This window comes from Pseudomonas sp. NPDC087342, from assembly GCF_044744265.1.
In the GTDB taxonomy this organism is placed as follows: domain Bacteria; phylum Pseudomonadota; class Gammaproteobacteria; order Pseudomonadales; family Pseudomonadaceae; genus Aquipseudomonas; species Aquipseudomonas nunensis.
In genome coordinates this window covers 150,181-170,367 of the sequence record NZ_JBIUXZ010000010.1, presented here as the reverse complement: position 1 = coordinate 170,367, position 20,187 = coordinate 150,181, and the positions used below count along the sequence as shown (strand labels likewise).

Here is a 20,187-nt window from a genome sequence, read left to right as displayed (position 1 = left end):
TATGCGGTGCGGCGACGAAATCGTCACCGCCGAGATAGCCGCAAACGTGACGGCCGCCCCATAAGGGCGGCCGTTTTACCTGGCATCAGCTGTTGTTGTGGTCGACTTTGATGGTCGGATCGCTACCGGCAATCAGGTTGTGCAGGTTGGCGGTAGACCAGTTGTTGCCTTCCAGTTTGATCGTCACATCCGGTGTCGCTGCCGCAGCATCCGCCGAGTTGAACTTGCCGGCCGAGCTGACCTGCAACGACGACACGCCATCGACCGTGGTGATTTTCAGGAAGTTGTCGATGGTGCTGCCGGTTTCGCCCTGCAACAAATCGCGCAGGTCTATACGGTCACCTTCGCTGGCCTTGAAGTCCTTGATCACGTCGCTGCCGGTGTCGCCCGCCTTCCACACAAAGGTGTCGGCACCCGAGCCGCCAATCAGGATGTCGTTGCCCGAACCGCCGATCAGCGTGTCGTTGCCGGTGCCGCCGAGCAGGATGTCATTGCCCTTGCCGCCATCGAGCGTGTCGTTACCGCCCGAGCCGAACAGAATGTCATTGCCCGCACCGCCCAGCAGCGTGTCGTTGCCGTCGTGGGCGCCGGACACGTCGAACGCGGTGTAGTGCTCGGTGATGAACTGGTGCACGTTGCTGGTGGTGACTTTGCTGACGTCCACGCCGGTTTGCTGGGCAACGAATGCCTGCATGGCCTGGTAACCCTCGCCGGCGATGCCGTTGAAGCTCACCAGGTCGCCGAACAGGATGTCGTTGCCGTCGCCGCCGCTGACCGTGTCGGAACCTGGCAGCGTCGCTTCGGTGTGACCGATGATCGAGTTGGCCAGGTCTTTCGGGTCGATGTTGGTTTGTGGCGATTTGTCCGAGTCGTACGGTTTCAGGTCAGCCAGGGTCACGTCGCTGTTCAAGCCGATGGCTTCGACGTTCGACAGGTTGCCCAGCAATGCGAAGCTGCTGCTGGCGTTGTCGACGGTGGTTTGGCTGGTGCTGTTACCGCTGCCCGCCAGGCTCGACAACTCGTAGGTGCCATCGCCCTGGGCGTGCAGCGAACCCGGAGTTGTGTACGACCAACTGCCGCCGGACTTGGTCCAGACAGTCACAGCGCCCGAGGCGGAGATATCAATCTGGTGGTTGCTGTCCGGGACCAGGCTGACGGCTTTGCCCAACTGGTAATTGGTGGTGTTGATCACGCTGTCCAGTTTGACGCTGCCATACAGGTTCGGGTTGGTCTGCTCGCCGCTCTGGTAGTAGGTCGGCTTGCCGTCGGTGATGAAGTACGTGAGGTTCTTCGCCCCGGTATTCGCCACCGCGTCAGCACTCTGGAACCAGTTGGCCGTGGTCTTGAACACGTCCTCGTAGTTGGTGCCACCGCCGGACGACATCGAGTCCAGGACTGCCTTGAGCGAGGTCAGGGCATTCGGGTCGTTCAGGTTGACCGACACCGATTTGTTGACCTGGGTATCGAAGTCCACCAGGAAGATGTTCACGGTGCCCGAGTTGCCGCCCATGCTCTGCTTGAGGGTGTTGAACACCGAGGTCAGCGAGTCTTTGGCCGCGCTGATCGACGACGCGCTCATGCTGCCCGAACTGTCGACCATGAAGGCGATGTTGTAGTTGGTGCCCGGCACCACGGTCAGGCCGCCGATGTCGGCGATCATGATGTCGTTGCCGTCGGTGCCGCTGATGGTGTCACTGGCCGAGGTGGCGGTGATTGCGTTGTAGGTCGCCGGGTACACGGTGACCGGAATCTGCGCCGTGGTGATTGCCGAACCGCCCAAGGCCTCGGTGGAGGTCGAGGTCACGGTCAGGTTGAATTGACCGTTGTAGTAGGTCGGCGGGGTCACGGTCAGGGAGCCGAGGCTCCAGCCGGTAACGTTGGCTTCGCCGGAGGTCGCGGTGGCGGTGAAGGTGTGACCCGCGCCGTCAGTCAGGACCGAGCCCGCCGGGATACCGCTGATTTTCACGCTCAGGCTTTCGGAGCCGTCGGTGTCGGTCAGTGCGGTGTTGATCGCGGACAGGTGAACGCTGGTGCCTTCGAAGCCTGTGTTGAGTTTGTAGCCGTCGTAGTAACCCTCGCCGTTGGTACCGTGCAAGTCGGAGACGGTCACGCCGGAAGCGGCCAGATCCGCCACGCCGGTGTACAGCGGCACGCCAGCGCTGCTCAGGTCGATGGCGGTGCCGCCGTTGACCGACAGGTTGACGTCATAGCTGCCCGGGCCACTCTGGTTGTGGTGGTAGATGTCCAGGGTGTAGTAGCCGCTGGCGGTCGGAGTGATCGAACCACTCAGGTTACCGCCCGAACCCCACAGGGCGGACGCGACGTTCTTGCCGCCAACGGTCACGAGCAGGCTGTCATCGCCCGAGCCGCTGAAGGTGTAGGTCTTGCCGGCTTCGAGGTAGATCAGGCCGGAGGTTTTCGACGCCGTACCTGCCGCGACACTGCCGTCGGACTGCACGTTGGTCACGGTGGTGCTGGAGTTCGGTGTGCCCGCCGCGTCGATGACCGATTTGAGCGTGGCCGTCGGCGCGCCGCTGCCATCGGTGCCCAGGCCCGACAGACCGGTCCAGACTTCCTTGATCAGCCCGGTGGATTTGACGCTGTTGTCCGCTACGGTCAGGGACGGTGCATCGGCCACTGGCGTGATGTCGATTTTCACCGTGCCAGTGTTGCCCAGCAGTTGGCCATCGGTTGGCTGGAACTTGATCTGCGCGTAATCCGCCTGATTGTTGCCCAGGCCGCTGCCGCCATAGCCGTTGGTGCCGGATTCGTTGGCGTCCGGGGTGAAGCGCAGCTTGCCAGCGTCGATGTCAGCCTTGGTGATGGTCTGATTGTTAGTAACGTCGGTCCAGGTCGAACCGTTCAGGTACTGCAACTTGCCTTCGCCCGGCAGGCCGGTGATTTTCACGCCCAGGCTCGCGGCCGGGCTGTCGACATCGCTGACGCCGAAGGTCGACCAGCCGAGGATCAGCGGGGTGTCTTCAGTGCCGGTGACGTTGACCGGTGCAGCGGTCGGCGCGTCGTTCACGGCCACCACGTTGACGGTGGTGGTCGCGACGTTCGAGTAGTTGCCGCCATCGGTCACGGTCACGGTGATGATCCGTGGCACGGTGCTCGGGTCTTCACTGCTGTTGGTGAAGCTGATGTTCTTGATCGCCTGCATGTAGTCGGCCAGCGTCGCGTTGCCCGACAAGGTCAGCGTCACGGTGCCATTGGTGCTGTTGGCATTAATGGTGATGCCGTTGACGCTGTTGCCCAGGTTCAGCGCATCGCCATCCTGACGGTTAGTCAGCACGACGGTGGCGCCGGTCAGCATGGTGCTGTCCGGGTCGGTGATTTTCAGGTCGGTGTCGGCAATCGACACGCCCGCACCCGGGGTGTTTTCGGTGAAGGTCACGTTGTAATTGGCACCGGTGGCGCCGCTGGAGTTGTTGGCATCCAGGTCGATGACCGGCGGCGCATCGTTGTCGATGATCGAGGTGCTGACGCTGCCATTGGTGGCGCTGACCGCGAGGTTCTCGAAGTTGCCGCCAGTGGCCGAGTCGATCTTGACCACGAAGTTCTCGGTGCCTTCAGTGATCTTGTCGTCAATGGTCGCCACGTTGAAGTTGGCGCTACTGGCGCCGGCCGGAATCTTCACGGTGTACACGCCGGTGAAGTCCGAACCGTCGGCGGCGGTGCCGCTGTAGACGATTTTCAGCGTCACGTCGGTTTGCGCCGGGTGCGTCAGGCTGACGGTGTAGCTGGCGGTCTGGCCTTCAGTCACCGAGGTGCTGCCGGTGATGCTGACTTCGGTTTTGTCGATGGTGTCAGTGACGTTGGTCACGGCTGGCGTGTTGTTGGTGGCCAGGTTTTCGAAGCCGCCGCCGGTGGCGTTGGTGATCGTCGCCTGGACGCTGCCGGCATCCTTGTACACGTCATCAGCCGGAGCTGGAACGGTCACGGTGCCGGTGGTTTTGCCGGTGTCGATGGTGATCACCGAGCCGTTGCTGAGGGTCACGGTGACTGGCGTGCCGGCGGCGTTGGTCAGGGTCGCGGTGTAGGTGATTTGGCCACCCTCGGCGACCGAGCCGGTTGCGCTCAACGACAGGTTGGTGGTGTCGACGGTGTCGGTCACGGTGGTGCTGACCGGCGTCTTGTCGGCTACGAGATTTTCGTAGTTGCCGCCAGTGACGTTGGTGATCGAGTTGGTCAGCGGTGCGTGACCAGTCAACGCGTCGTTTGGCGCGATAGTGGTGACGGTGCCGGTGGTTTTGCCGATGTCGATCGTGATGTTTTGGCCGTTGGCCAACGTCACGGTCACTGGAGAGCCAGTCACTGGCTGCCCGACAGTCGCGGTGTAGGTGACGGTGCCACCTTCAGCGGCGGTGCCGGTTGCCGTCAGTTTGACGGTCGAGGTGTCGATGGTGTCGGTCACGTTGGTCACCGCAGGCGTGCTGCTGGTGGCCAGGTTTTCGAAGTTGCCACCGGTTGCGGTGGTGATCGTTGCCTGGACGGTGCCGGCGTCTTTGTACACGTCATCAGCCGGAGCTTGAACGGTCACGGTGCCAGTGGTTTTGCCCGCGTCGATGGTGATCACCGAGCCATTGCTCAGGGTCACGGTCACCGGGGAACCAGCGGCGTTGGTCAGGGTTGCGGTGTAGGTGATCTGACCGCCTTCAGCCACGGAGTTGGTTGCACTCAGCGACAGGTTGGTGGTGTCGACGGTATCAGTAACGGTGGTGCTGACCGGCGTCTTGTCGGCTACGAGATTTTCGTAGTTGCCGCCAGTGACGTTGGTGATCGAGTTGGTCAGCGGTGCGTGACCGGTCAGCACGTCGTTTGGCGCGATGGCGTTCACGGTGCCGGTGGTTTTACCGATATCGATGGTGATCGTCTGGCCGTTCGCCAGGGATACGGTCACCGGGCTGCCCGTTACTGGCTGACCGACAGTCGCGGTATAGGTGACGTTGCCACCCTCAGCAGCCGTGCCGGTTGCAGTCAGTTTGACGGTCGACGTGTCGATGGTGTCGGTCACGTTGGTCACCGCAGGCGTGCTGCTGGTGGCCAGGTTTTCGAAGCTGCCACCGGTGGCGTTGGTGATCGTTGCCTGGACGGTGCCGGCGTCCTTGTACACGTCATCAGCCGGAGCCGGAACGGTCACGGTGCCGGTGGTTTTGCCGGTGTCGATGGTGATCACCGAGCCGTTGCTCAGAGTCACGGTGACTGGCGAGCCGGCAGCGTTGGTCAGAGTCGCGGTGTAAGTGATCTGACCGCCTTCGGCTACCGAGTTGGTTGCGCTCAACGACAGGTTGGTGGTGTCGACGGTGTCGGTTACGGTGGTGCTGACCGGCGTCTTGTCGGCTACGAGGTTTTCGTAGTTGCCGCCGCTCACGTTGGTGATCGAGTTGGTCAGCGGTGCGTGACCAGTCAACGCGTCGTTTGGCGCGATAGTGGTGACGGTGCCGGTGGTTTTGCCGATGTCGATCGTGATGTTTTGGCCGTTGGCCAAGGTCACGACAACTGCAGAACCGGTTACTGGCTGGCCGACGGTGGCGGTATAGGTGACGGTGCCACCTTCAGCGGCCGTGCCGGTCGCAGTCAGTTTGACCGTCGAGGTGTCGATGGTATCGGTGACGTTGGTCACTGCCGGAGCCGTGCTCGGTACCAGACTTTCGAAGTTGCCACCGGTGGCGGTGGTGATCGTTGCCTGGACGGTGCCCGCATCTTTGTAAACGTCATCAGCCGGAGCTGGAACGGTCACGGTGCCGGTGGTTTTGCCGGCGTCGATGGTGATCACCGAGCCGTTGCTCAGGGTCACGGTCACTGGCGAGCCAGCGGCATTGGTCAAGGTCGCGGTGTAAGTGATCTGACCGCCTTCGGCTACCGAGTTGGTTGCGCTCAACGACAGGTTGGTGATGTCGACGGTGTCGGTCACGGTGGTGCTGACTGGCGTCTTGTCTGCTACGAGGTTCTCGTAGTTGCCGCCAGTCACGTTGGTGATCGAGTTGGTCAGCGGAGCGTGACCGGTCAGCACGTCGTTTGGCGCGATGGCGTTCACGGTGCCGGTGGTTTTACCGATGTCGATGGTGATCGTCTGGCCGTTAGCCAGCGATACAGTTACCGGCGAGCCAGTCACTGGCTGGCCGACAGTCGCGGTGTAAACGACGGTGCCACCTTCAGCCGCAGTACCGGTTGCCGTCAGTTTGACGGTCGAGGTGTCGATGGTGTCGGTGACGTTGGTCACTGCCGGAGCGGTGCTCGGTACCAGACTTTCGAAATTGCCACCGGTTGCGGTGGTGATCGTCGCCTGGACGGTGCCGGCGTCCTTGTACACGTCATCAGCTGGAGCTGGAACGGTGACGGTGCCGGTGGTTTTGCCCGCTTCGATGGTGATCACCGAGCCATTGCTCAGGGTCACAGTCACTGGCGAGCCAGCCGCGTTGGTCAAAGTTGCGGTGTAAGTGATCTGGCCACCTTCAGCCACGGTGTTAGTGGCGCTCAGCGACAGATTGGTGGTGTCGACGGTGTCGGTCACGGTGGTGCTGACCGGGGTTTTGTCGGCGACCAGGTTCTCGTAGTTGCCGCCAGTGACGTTGGTGATCGAGTTGGTCAGCGGCGCGTGGCCGGTCAACGCGTCGTTTGGCGCGATGGCGTTCACGGTGCCAGTGGTTTTACCGATGTCGATGGTGATCGTCTGGCCGTTCGCCAGGGATACGGTCACCGGGCTGCCCGTTACTGGCTGACCGACAGTCGCTGTATAGGTGACGGTGCCACCTTCAGCGGCCGTGCCGGTTGCCGTCAGTTTGACGGTCGAGGTGTCGATGGTGTCGGTGACGCTGGTCACTGCCGGAACGGTGCTCGGTACCAGACTTTCGAAGTTACCACCGGTGGCGGTGGTGATCGTTGCCTGGACGGTGCCGGCGTCTTTGTACACGTCATCAGCCGGAGCAGGAACGGTCACGGTACCGGTGGTTTTACCGGCGTCGATGGTGATTACCGAGCCGTTGCTCAGCGTGACTGTCACTGGCGTGCCGGCGGCGTTGGTCAGGGTCGCGGTGTAGGTGATCTGACCACCCTCGGCGACCGAGTTGGTAGCGCTGAGGTTGAGGTTAGTCGTATCGACAGTGTCAGTGACAGTCGTCGAAACCGGCGTCTTGTCAGCAACCAGATTCTCGTAGTTACCGCCGCTCACGTTGGTGATCGAGTTGGTCAGCGGCGTATGGCCGGTCAACGCATCGTTCGGCGCAAGGGTGGTTACGGTGCCGGTGGTTTTACCGATGTCGATCGTGATGTTTTGGCCATTGGCCAACGTCACGGTCACTGGAGAGCCAGTCACTGGCTGCCCGACAGTCGCGGTATAGGTGACGGTGCCACCCTCTGCGGCAGTGCCAGTCGCAGTCAGTTTGACGGTCGAGGTATCGATGGTGTCAGTGACGTTGGTCACCGCAGGAACCGTGCTCGGCACCAGGTTCTCGAAGTTGCCACCGGTAGCAGTGGAAATAGTCGCTTCGACTTTACCGGCGTCTTTGTAAACGTCATCGGCTGGAGCCGGAACGGTCACGGTGCCAGTGGTCTTGCCTGCGTCGATGGTGATCACCGAGCCATTGCTCAGGGTCACAGTCACTGGCGAGCCAGCGGCATTGGTCAGGGTCGCGGTGTAAGTGATCTGGCCACCTTCAGCCACGGTGTCGGTCGCTGTCAGCGACAGATTGGTGTTATCCACCGTGTCAGTGACAGTCGTCTTGGCAGGGTCAGCATTGACGTCCAGTTTCTCGTAATTGCCGCCAGTTGCATCCTTGATGGTGGCGCTCAGCGAGCTGCCGCCAGCCAGGGCATCGTTTGGCGCGACGAAATTGACCGTGCCGCTGCTTTTACCGATGTCGATCGTGATGGTCTGGCCGTTGGACAGCGTCACGACAAGCGGGGCGCCAGTCACTGGCGCACTCACGGACGCGGTGTAGACGACGGTGCCGCCTTCAGCGACGGTCGACGTGGCGGTCAGCGATACGGTGCTGGTGTCGATGGTGTCGGTGACGCTTGTGACTGCGGCCGACGGGTCTTTGACCAGGTTTTCGAAATCGCCGCCAGTGGCGTCCTTGATCGTGGCTTCAACCTTGCCGGCGTCTTTGTAGACGTCATCGGCCGGAGCGGCGACGGTCACGTTGCCGCTGGTGGCGCCGGCGGCGATCAGGATGACGGCGCCGTTGCTCAAGGTCACGGTGACCGGCGAGCCGGCCGCGTTGGTCAATGTCGCGGTGTAGACAATCGAACCGCCTTCCGCCACGGAGTCAGTCGCGCTCAGGCTGAGGGTCGTGGTGTCCGGGGTGTCGGTCACAGTGGTGCTGACCGGGGTTTTGTCGGCCACCAGATTCTCGTAGTTACCACCGCTGACATTGGTGATCGAGTTGGTCAGTGGCGCATGGCCGGTCAGTGCATCGTTTGGCGCGACAGCGTTGACGGTACCGCTGGTTTTGCCGATGTCGATGGTGATCGATTGACCGTTGGCCAAAGTCACGACAACCGGGGCGCCAGTAACTGGCTGGCCGACAGTCGCGGTGTAAACCACGGTGCCGCCTTCAGCAACACTGTCGGTGGCGGTCAGTTTGACGGTCGAAGTGTCGATGGTGTCGGTGACATTAGTCACTGCCGGAACCGTGCTCGGCACCAGGTTCTCGAAATTACCGCCGGTAGCAGTGGAGATCGTGGCTTCGACTTTGCCGGCGTCTTTATAGACGTCGTCGGTTGGCGCAGGAACCGTCGCGGTGCCGGTGGTTTTACCGGCTTCGATGGTGATCACAGCACCGTTCGACAAGGTCACAGTCACTGGCGAGCCAGCGGCGTTGGTCAGTGTCGCGGTGTAGGTGATCGAACCGCCCTCGGCAACCGAATCGGTAGCGCTCAAGGACAGGTTGGTGGTGTCGGCAGTGTCAGTGACAGTAGTCGAAACCGGTGTCTTATCAGCCACCAGATTTTCGTAATTACCACCGCTCACGTCAGTAATCGAGTTGGTCAGTGGCGCATGACCAGTCAGCGCATCGTTCGGTGCAACGGCGTTGACGGTGCCGCTGGTTTTGCCGATGTCGATGGTGATCGATTGGCCGTTGGCCAAAGTCACGACAACCGGGGCGCCAGTAACTGGCTGGCCGACGGTGGCGGTGTAAACCACGGTGCCGCCTTCAGCAACGCTGTCGGTGGCGGTCAGTTTGACGGTCGAAGTGTCGATGGTATCGGTGACGTTAGTCACTGCCGGAATTGTGCTCGGTACCAGATTCTCGAAGTTGCCGCCGGTAGCGGTGGAGATCGTCGCTTCGACTTTGCCCGCGTCTTTGTAGACGTCATCGGTTGGTGCTGGAACAGTCGCAGTACCGGTGGTTTTACCGGCTTCGATAGTAATCACCGCACCGTTCGACAAGGTCACAGTCACTGGCGAGCCAGCGGCGTTGGTCAGTGTCGCGGTGTAGGTGATCGAACCGCCCTCGGCAACCGAATCGGTAGCGCTCAAGGACAGGTTGGTGGTGTCGGCAGTGTCAGTGACAGTAGTCGAAACCGGTGTCTTATCAGCCACCAGATTTTCGTAATTACCACCGCTCACGTCAGTAATCGAGTTGGTCAGTGGCGCATGACCAGTCAGCGCATCGTTCGGTGCAACGGCGTTGACGGTGCCGCTGGTTTTGCCGATGTCGATGGTGATCGATTGGCCGTTGGCCAAAGTCACGACAACCGGGGCGCCAGTAACTGGCTGGCCGACGGTGGCGGTGTAAACCACGGTGCCGCCTTCAGCAACGCTGTCGGTGGCGGTCAGTTTGACGGTCGAAGTGTCGATGGTATCGGTGACGTTAGTCACTGCCGGAATTGTGCTCGGTACCAGATTCTCGAAGTTGCCGCCGGTAGCGGTGGAGATCGTCGCTTCGACTTTGCCCGCGTCTTTGTAGACGTCATCGGTTGGTGCTGGAACAGTCGCAGTACCGGTGGTTTTACCGGCTTCGATAGTAATCACCGCACCGTTCGACAAGGTCACAGTCACTGGCGAGCCAGCTGCGTTGGTCAGTGTCGCGGTGTAAGTGATCGAACCGCCTTCAGCAACCGAATCGGTAGCGCTCAAGGACAGGTTGGTGGTGTCGGTTGTGTCAGTAACTGTGGTCGAAACTGGCGTTTTATCGGCGACCAGATTTTCGTAGTTACCACCGCTCACATCAGTGATCGAGTTGGTCAGTGGCGCATGACCAGTCAATGCATCGTTTGGCGCGATGGCGTTGACGGTGCCGGTGGTTTTACCGATGTCGATGGTGATCGATTGACCGTTGGCCAAAGTCACGACAACCGGGGCGCCAGTAACTGGCTGGCCGACCGTCGCGGTGTAAACCACGGTGCCGCCTTCAGCAACGCTGTCGGTAGCGGTCAGTTTGACGGTCGAGGTGTCAATGGTGTCGGTGACATTGGTAACCGCTGGAACAGTGCTCGGCACCAGGTTCTCGAAGTTGCCACCGGTAGCAGTAGTAATCGTTGCTTCAACTTTGCCGGCATCTTTGTAGACGTCATCGGCTGGCGCTGGAACAGTCGCAGTACCGGTAGTTTTACCGGCCTCGATGGTGATCACAGCACCGTTCGACAAGGTCACGGTGACCGGCGAGCCGGCAGCGTTGGTCAGTGTCGCGGTATAAACAATCGAACCACCTTCAGCAACCGAGTCAGTCGCGCTCAGGCTGAGGGTCGTGGTGTCTGGCGTATCGGTAACCGAGGTCTCCGCTGGTTTGCCGTCAACGTCCAGTTTCTCGTAGTTGCCGCCCTTCGCATCATCAATCTTGACGCTCAAGGAGCCGCCGCCCGCCAGGGCATCGTTCGGTGCAACGAAGTTCACGCTGCCACTGCTTGCCCCGACCGGAATGGTGATGGTCTGGCCGTTCGACAAGGTGACGACGACTGGCGCGCCGGTCACCGGAGCGGTGACGGATGCGGTGTAGACCACGGTGCCGCCTTCGGCAACGGTCGACGTCGCGGTCAGGTTGACCGTCGAAGTGTCGATGGTGTCGGTGACGTTGGTCACGGCCGCCGTCGGATTGGTTGCCAGGGTTTCAAAGTTGCCGCCGCTGGCATCCTTGATGGTTGCTTCAACCTTGCCGGCGTCTTTGTAGACGTCATCAGCCGGGGCTGCGACGGTTACGGTGCCGCTGGTGGCGCCGGCGGCGATGGTGATCACCGCGCCGTTGCTCAGGGTCACGGTTACCGGAGTGCCGGCCGCATTGGTCAGGGTTGCGGTGTAGACGATCGAGCCGCCCTCGGCCACGGTATCGGTCGCGCTCAGGCTCAGGGTCGTGGTGTCAGGCGTATCGCTGACCGCCGTGTCCGCAGGCTTGCCGTCCACTTCCAGTTTTTCGTAGTTGCCGCCGGTGGCGCCGTCGATCTTCACGCTCAGGGACGTGCCGCCCGCCAGTGGGCTGTTCGGCGCGATGAAATTCACGCTGCCGCTGGTTTCGCCCACCGGGATGGTGATGGTCTGGCCGTTGGACAGGCTCACCACAACCGGCGCGCCGGTCACCGGAGCGGTAACGGACGCGGTGTAGACCACGGTTTCGCCTTCGGCGACGTTCGTGGTGGCGACCAGCGATACGGTGCTGGTGTCGATGGTGTCATTGACGGTGGTGACCGCCGGGGTGTCGCTGCTGACCAGGTTCTCGAAGTTGCCACCGGTCGCGCCTTTGATGGTCGCTTCAACGGTGCCGGCATCTTTATAAACGTCGTCCTTCGGCGCATCGACGGTCACAGTGCCGGTGGTTTTGCCCGCATCGATGGTGATCACGGCGCCGTTGCTCAGGGTGACGGTCACTGGCGTGCCGGCCGCATTGGTCAGGGTCGCGGTGTAAGTGATCTGGCCGCCTTCATCCACGGTGCCGGTCGCGCTCAGTGACAGGTTGGTGGTGTCGGTGGTATCGGTCACGGTGGTGCTGACCGGTGTTTTGTCAGCGACCAGGTTTTCGTAGTTGCCACCGCTGACGTTGGTGATCGAGTTGGTCAGTGGTGCGTGGCCATTGAGCACGTCGTTCGGCGCGACGGCGTTGACGGTGCCAGTGGTTTTGCCGATGTCGATAGTGATCGATTGACCGTTGGCCAAGCTCACAACAACCGGGGCGCCAGTGACTGGCTGGCCGACGGTGGCGGTGTAAACCACAGTCCCGCCTTCAGCAACGCTGTTGGTCGCGGTCAGGGTGACGGTCGAGGTGTCGATGGTGTCGGAGACGTTGGTCACCGCTGGAGCGGTGCTCGGTACCAGGTTCTCGAAGTTACCGCCGGTAGCGGTGGTAATCGTGGCTTCGACTTTGCCGGCGTCTTTGTAGACGTCATCGGCTGGCGCTGGAACAGTGACGGTGCCGGTGGTTTTGCCGGCGTCGATGGTGATGACGGCGCCATTGCTCAAGGTCACGGTCACCGGAGTGCCGGCCGCATTGGTTAATGTCGCGGTGTAAGTGATCTGGCCGCCTTCAGCGACCGAGTCAGTCGCGCTCAGGCTCAGGTTCGTGGTGTCCGGAGTGTCAGTAACCGAGGTTTCAGCCGGTTTGCCATCAACTTCCAGCTTCTCGTAGTTGCCGCCCTTGGCGTCGTCGATCTTGACGCTCAGGGAAGCACCGCCCGCCAAGGCGTCGTTCGGGGCCACGAAGTTCACGGACCCGCTGCTCGCGCCGACCGGAATGGTGATGGTCTGGCCGTTGGACAGGGTTACGACGACAGGCGCGTCGGTGACTGGAGCGCTGACGGACGCGGTGTAAACCACGGTGCCGCCTTCAGCCACGGTCGACGTTGCGGTCAGGGTTACAACCGAAGTGTCGATGGTGTCGGTGACGTTGGTCACGGCTGGCGACGGATCAGTGGCCAGGTTTTCGAAGTTGCCACCGGTTGCGTCTTTAACGGTGACTTCAACCTTGCCGGCGTCTTTGTAGACGTCATCGGCCGGGGCCGCGACGGTTACGTTGCCGCTGGTGGCGCCGGCGGCGATGAGGATGACGGCGCCGTTGCTCAAGGTCACAGTCACCGGAGTGCCGGCTGCATTGGTCAGTGTCGCGGTGTAAACGATCGAACCCCCTTCAGCCACGGAATCGGTCGCGCTCAGGCTCAGGCTGAGGGTCGTGGTGTCCGGTGTGTCGGTGACGGTGGTGCTGACCGGTGTTTTGTCAGCGACCAGGTTTTCGTAGTTGCCACCGCTCACGTCGGTGATCGAGTTGGTCAACGGCGCGTGGCCATTGAGCACGTCGTTCGGTGCGACAGCGTTGACGGTGCCGGTGGTTTTGCCGATGTCGATGGTGATGGTCTGACCGTTGGCCAAAGCCACGGTGACTGGCGAGCCGGTTACTGGCTGGCCGACCGTCGCGGTGTAAACCACAGTCCCGCCTTCAGCGACGCTGTTGGTCGCGGTCAGGGTGACGGTCGAGGTGTCGATGGTGTCGGAGACGTTGGTCACCGCTGGAGCGGTGCTCGGTACCAGGTTCTCGAAGTTACCGCCGGTAGCGGTGGTAATCGTTGCTTCGACTTTGCCGGCGTCTTTGTAGACGTCATCGGCTGGTGCTGGAACGCTGACGGTGCCTGTGGTTTTGCCGGCGTCGATGGTGATTACGGCGCCATTGCTCAGCGTAACGGTCACAGGTGTGCCCGCAGCGTTGGTCAGGGTCGCGGTGTAGGTAATCTGGCCGCCTTCAGCCACGGAGTCAGTTGCGCTCAGGCTGAGGGTGGTGGTGTCTGGCGTATCGGTAACCGATGTTTCAGCCGGTTTGCCGTCAACGTCCAGCTTCTCGTAGTTGCCGCCCTTCGCATCGTCAATCTTGACGCTCAGGGAGCCGCCGCCCGCCAGGGCATCGTTCGGCGCCACGAAGTTGACGGAACCGCTGCTCGCGCCGACCGGAATGGTGATGGTCTGGCCGTTCGACAAGGTCACCACAACTGGCGAACCGGTAACCGGTGCACTGACCGATGCGGTGTAAACCACAGTGCCGCCTTCAGCCACGGTGCTGGTGGCGGTCAGGTTGACCGTCGAGGTATCGATGGTGTCCGTCACGTCGGTGACGGCTGGCGCTGGGCTGGTGACCAGATTTTCGAAGTTGCCGCCCGCTGCATCCTTGACGGTCACTTCGACTTTGCCGGCGTCTTTATAGACGTCATCAGCCGGTGCGGCGACGGTCACGGAACCGCTGGTGGCGCCAGCGGCGATGGTGATCACCGCGCCGTTGCTCAGGGTCACGGTCAATGGCGTGCCGGCGGGGTTGGTCAAATTGGCGGTGTAAACGATCGAGCCGCCCTCGGCGACCGAGTCGGTAGCTGACAGGCTCAGCGTGGTGGTGTCGGCAGTGTCAGTAACGGTGGTCGAAACTGGCGTTTTGTCGGCGACGAGGTTTTCGTAGTTGCCGCCGCTCACGTCGGTGATCGAGTTGGTCAGCGGTGCATGGCCGGTCAGCGCGTCGTTTGGTGCGACGGCGTTGACGGTGCCGGAGCTTTTGCCGATGTCGATGGTGATCGTCTGACCGTTGGCCAAGGTCACGATGACCGGGGCGCCAGTCACTGGTGCGCCGACGGACGCGGTGTAAACCACAGTGCCGCCTTCGGCGACGCTGTTGGTAGCGGTCAGCGTAACGGTTGAAGTGTCGATGGTGTCAGTGACATTGGTCACCGCCGGAGCCGGGTCAGTGGCCAGGTTTTCGAAGTTGCCACCGGTGGCGTCTTTAACCGTGACTTCAACCTTGCCGGCGTCTTTGTAGACGTCATCGGCCGGGGCTGCGACGGTCACGGTGCCAGTGGTTTTGCCGGCATCGATAGTGATCACGGCGCCGTTGCTCAGCGTGACAGTCACAGGTGTGCCGGCCGCATTGGTCAAGGTCGCGGTGTAGGTAATCTGGCCGCCTTCAGCTACGGAGTCAGTTGCGCTCAGGCTGAGGGTGGTGGTGTCGGCTGTGTCAGTGACGGTGGTCGAAACCGGTGTCTTATCAGCCACCAGGTTTTCGTAGTTGCCGCCGCTCACGTCGGTAATCGAGGTGGTCAGCGGCGCGTGGCCGTTAAGTACATCGTTCGGCGCGACGGCGTTAACGGTGCCGCTGCTTTTACCTATGTCGATGGTGATGGTCTGGCCGTTGGCCAGGGTCACGATGACCGGGGCACCGGTCACTGGTGCGCCGACGGATGCGGTGTAAACCACCGTGCCGCCTTCAGCAACGCTGCTGGTGGCGGTCAGGGTGACGGTCGAAGTGTCGATGGTGTCGGTGACGCTGGTCACAGCCGGAGCCGGGTCAGTGGCCAGGTTTTCGAAGTTGCCACCGGTGGCGTCTTTAACCGTGACTTCAACCTTGCCGGCGTCTTTGTAGACGTCATCGGCAGGCGCGGCGACGGTAACGTTGCCGCTGGTGGCGCCAGCGGCGATGGTGATCACCGCGCCGTTACTCAGGGTCACGGTGACCGGAGTACCGGCGGCGTTGGTCAGAGTCGCGGTGTAGACAATTGAACCACCCTCAGCCACGGAGTCAGTTGCGCTCAGGCTCAGGGTGGTGGTATCGGCGGTGTCGGTAATCGTGGTCGAAACCGGTGTCTTGTTGGCGACCAGGTTCTCGTAGTTACCGCCGCTCACATCAGTGATCGAGGTGGTCAGCGGCGCGTGGCCATTCAGCACATCGTTCGGCGCGACAGCGTTGACGGTGCCGGAGCTTTTGCCGATGTCGATGGTGATGGTTTGACCGTTGGCCAGGGTCACGACAACCGGAGCACCGGTCACTGGAGCGCCGACGGATGCGGTGTAAACCACCGTGCCGCCTTCGGCAACAGACGATGTCGCGGTCAGGGTCACAACCGACGTGTCGATGGTGTCAGTGACGTTGGTTACCGCTGGAGCAGGATCAGTGGCCAGGTTTTCGAAGTTGCCACCGGTGGCGTCTTTAACCGTGACTTCAACCTTGCCGGCGTCTTTGTAGACGTCATCGGCAGGCGCGGCGACGGTGACGTTGCCGCTGGTGGCGCCGGCGGCGATGGTGATCACCGCGCCATTGCTCAGGGTCACGGTTACCGGAGTGCCGGCAGCGTTGGTCAGGGTGGCGGTGTAAACAATCGAACCACCTTCAGCCACGGAGTCAGTTGCGCTCAGGCTCAGAGTGGTGGTGTCGGCAGTATCAGTGACGGTGGTCGAAACCGGTGTCTTGTTGGCGACCAGGTTCTCGTAGTTACCGCCGCTCACGTCGGTGATCGAGTTGGTCAGCGGTGCGTGGCCATTGAGCACGTCGTTCGGTGCGACGGCGTTGACGGTGCCGGAGCTTTTGCCGATGTCGATTGTGATGGTCTGGCCGTTGGCCAGGGTCACGACAACCGGGGCACCGGTCACTGGAGCGCCGACGGATGCGGTGTAAACCACGGTGCCGCCTTCAGCCACGGTCGACGTCGCGGTCAGAGTCACTACCGATGTGTCGATGGTGTCGGTGACGTTGGTCACCGCTGGAGCAGGATCAGTGGCCAGGTTTTCGAAGTTGCCACCGGTGGCATCTTTAACGGTGACTTCAACTTTGCCAGCGTCTTTATAGACGTCATCGGCAGGTGCGGCGACTGTCACTGAACCGCTGGTAGCGCCAGCGGCAATAGTGATCACCGCGCCGTTGCTCAGGGTCACAGACACCGGAGTGCCGGCGGCGTTGGTCAGATTGGCGGTGTAAACGATCGAACCACCTTCAGCCACGGACTCAGTCGCGCTCAGGCTCAGGGTGGTGGTGTCTTTCGAGTCGGTGATGGTGGTCAGCGCCGGCTCGGCGCTCGGGGTCAGCTGCTCGAAATTGCCACCGGTGGTGCCGGTGATCGTAGTGCTGACGGTGCTGCCATTGTTGTAGACGTCGTTCGGCGGGGTATCGACGACAACGCTGCCAGTGGTTTTGCCCGCTTCGATGGTAATGACCGAGCCATTGCTCAAGGTCACAGTCATCGGCGTGCCGGCCGGATTGGTCAGCGTCGCGGTGTAGGTGATCTGGCCACCCTCGACCACAGTGCCGGTGGCGGTGAGACTCAGGCCGGTGTTGTCGATCGAATCGGTGATGGTCGTCACGGCCGGCGCCGGGTTCGGTGTCAGCTGTTCGAAGTTGCCGCCGGTTGCGCTGGTAATCGTGGTGCTGACAGTGCTGCCGTTTTGGTAGACGTCATTAGCTGGGGTCGGAACGTCCACGCTGCCAGTGGTCTTGCCGGCTTCAATGGTGATAGTCGAACCGTTGGACAGTGTGACGGTAACTGGCGTCTGCGCAGGGTTGGTCAGTGTCGCTGTGTAAGTAATCTGACCGCCTTCAGTGACAGTCGAGCCCGCTGTCAGCGTGACAGTGGTGGTGTCGACCGAATCGGTGATGGTCGTGACCGCTGGAGCCGGGTTTGGCGCCAGGTTTTCGAAGTTGCCACCGGTTGCGCTGGTAATCGTAGTGCTGACGGTGCTGCCGTTTTGGTAGACGTCATTGGTTGGCGTCGGAACGTCCACCGAGCCAGTGGTTTTGCCGGCTTCGATGGTGATGGTCGAACCGTTGGACAGGGTGACGGTAACCGGGGTTTGCGCCGGGTTAGTCAAGGTAGCGGTGTAGGTGATCTGACCGCCTTCAGTAACGGTCGAGCCCGCTGTCAGCGTGACAGTCGTGGTATCAACCGAATCAGTAATAGTCGTAACCGCTGGCGCCGGGTTCGGCACCAGATTCTCGAAGTTACCGCCAGTTGTGCCGGTAATCGTGGTCGTGACGGTGCTGCCATTTTGGTAGACGTCATTGGCTGGCGTCGGAACGTCCACCGAGCCAGTGGTTTTGCCGGCTTCGATGGTGATGGTCGAACCGTTGGACAGCGTAACGGTCACCGGCGTCTGCGCCGGGTTCGTCAATGTAGCGGTGTAGGTGATCTGACCGCCTTCAGTGACGGTGGAGCCTGCTGTCAGCGTGACGGTGGTGGTGTCGACCGAATCGGTGATGGTCGTGACCGCTGGAGCCGGATTTGGCGCCAGGTTCTCGAAGTTACCGCCAGTTGTGCCGGTGATCGTGGTCGTGACGGTGCTGCCGTTTTGGTAGACGTCATTGGCTGGCGTCGGAACGTCCACCGAGCCAGTGGTTTTGCCGGCTTCGATGGTGATGGTCGAACCGTTGGACAGCGTAACGGTCACCGGCGTCTGCGCCGGGTTGGTCAGTGTCGCGGTGTAGGTAATCTGACCGCCTTCAGTAACGGTCGAACCCGCTGTCAGCGTGACAGTCGTGGTATCAACCGAATCAGTAATAGTCGTGACCGCTGGCGCCGGGTTCGGCACCAGGTTCTCGAAGTTACCGCCAGTTGTGCCGGTAATCGTGGTCGTGACGGTGCTGCCATTTTGGTAAACGTCATTGGCAGGCGTCGGAACGTCCACAGTGCCGGTGGTCTTGCCGGCATCAATGGTAATGGTCGAACCATTGGACAACGTGACGGTAACCGGCGTCTGCGCCGGGTTGGTCAGTGTCGCGGTGTAGGTAATCTGACCGCCTTCAGTAACGGTCGAACCCGCTGTCAGCGTGACAGTCGTGGTATCAACCGAATCAGTAATAGTCGTGACCGCTGGCGCCGGGTTTGGCGCCAGGTTCTCGAAGTTACCGCCAGTTGTGCCGGTGATCGTGGTCGTGACGGTGCTGCCGTTTTGGTAGACATCATTGGCTGGCGTCGGAACGTCCACCGAGCCACTGGTTTTGCCGGCTTCGATGGTGATGGTCGAACCGTTGGACAGCGTAACGGTCACCGGCGTCTGCGCCGGGTTCGTCAATGTAGCGGTGTAGGTGATCTGACCGCCTTCAGTGACGGTGGAGCCTGCTGTCAGCGTGACGGTGGTGGTGTCGACCGAATCGGTGATGGTCGTGACCGCTGGAGCCGGATTTGGCGCCAGGTTCTCGAAGTTACCGCCAGTTGTGCCGGTGATCGTGGTCGTGACGGTGCTGCCGTTTTGGTAGACATCATTGGCTGGCGTCGGAACGTCCACCGAGCCAGTGGTCTTGCCCGCTTCAATGGTAATGGTCGAACCATTGGACAACGTGACGGTAACCGGCGTCTGCGCCGGGTTGGTCAGTGTCGCGGTGTAGGTAATCTGACCGCCTTCAGTAACGGTCGAACCCGCTGTCAGCGTGACAGTCGTGGTATCAACCGAATCAGTAATAGTCGTGACCGCTGGCGCCGGGTTCGGCACCAGATTCTCGAAGTTACCGCCAGTTGTGCCGGTAATCGTGGTCGTGACGGTGCTGCCATTTTGGTAAACGTCATTGGCTGGCGTCGGAACGTCCACAGTGCCAGTGGTCTTGCCCGCTTCAATGGTGATGGTCGAGCCATTGGACAGCGTAACGGTAACCGGCGTCTGCGCCGGGTTAGTCAGCGTCGCGGTGTAAGTAATCTGCCCACCTTCAGTGACACTGCCGCCCGCTGTCAGCGTGACAGTGGTGGTGTCGATGGTGTCAGTGACCTGGGTCGTGGCCGGCACGGTCGGCGTGGTAACCACGATGCCGGCGCCGCCAGCGATGCCAGAGACAGTGACGTCGATCTGGGTCGCATCGTTATAGACGGTGTCATTCGGCGCCAATGGGACGTTGACGGTGCCGGTAGTTTGACCGGCCTGGATCACGATCACCGAGCCGTTGGACAGGGTGATGGTCAGGTCGCTGGTCGGTGCCTGGGTCAGGGATGCGGTGTAAACCAGTACGCCACCGGCCTCGGTGATGGTCGGCGTGGCGGTCAGGCTCAGGGTCGATGCCTGCACGATGTTGGCGTTATTGGTGGTCTGGCCGCCAATGGTGTTCTGGGTGACAGCCCCGGCAGCGCCGATGCCTGCGGTCGGGAAGCCAATGGTCGGGTCTACCCGGCCAGCGGTAGCGTCCAGCATGACGAAGCTGTGGCCACCACCGGCCGCGCCGTCGCCGCCTGCTGCGGTCGGGCCGGCAGCGGTGGCTTCGAGGTCTGTGGTCGGGTCGGCGCCGGCCGCGATGGCTTGCTGCAGTTCTTCAACCGATGGCGCGGCTTGTGCAGTGGCTTCTGCCAGGTCAGTGCTGGAATCCGGATCGGTGCCGCTCCATTGAGTGTCGCGGCCAAGGTCCAGGGTCCGGCCATCAGCCAGTTCGAGGGTTACGGCGCCAGCGGCACCGGTGTCTACCTGATCGCCGACAAACAGCCGATCGCCTTCAACGAGTACGCGACGGACGCCCTCTGGGGACACCGCGAAAACCTGACCAA

1 protein-coding gene and 1 pseudogene are annotated in these 20,187 nt (G+C 61.6%); both read right to left on the bottom strand.

The features are described 5' to 3' along the window. Window positions 1–85: 85 nt before the first annotated feature. Window positions 86–13,432: a LapA family giant adhesin gene (locus ACIOYV_RS20595; RefSeq protein WP_401326557.1), complete on the bottom strand. Its 13,347-nt coding sequence runs from the start codon at window positions 13,430–13,432 to the stop codon at window positions 86–88. Next, window positions 13,424–19,840, bottom strand: a pseudogene (locus ACIOYV_RS20590) (immunoglobulin-like domain-containing protein); the annotation flags it as partial. The pseudogene ACIOYV_RS20590 and the gene ACIOYV_RS20595, both read right to left, overlap by 9 nt. Between the last annotated feature and the right edge of the window lie 347 nt (window positions 19,841–20,187).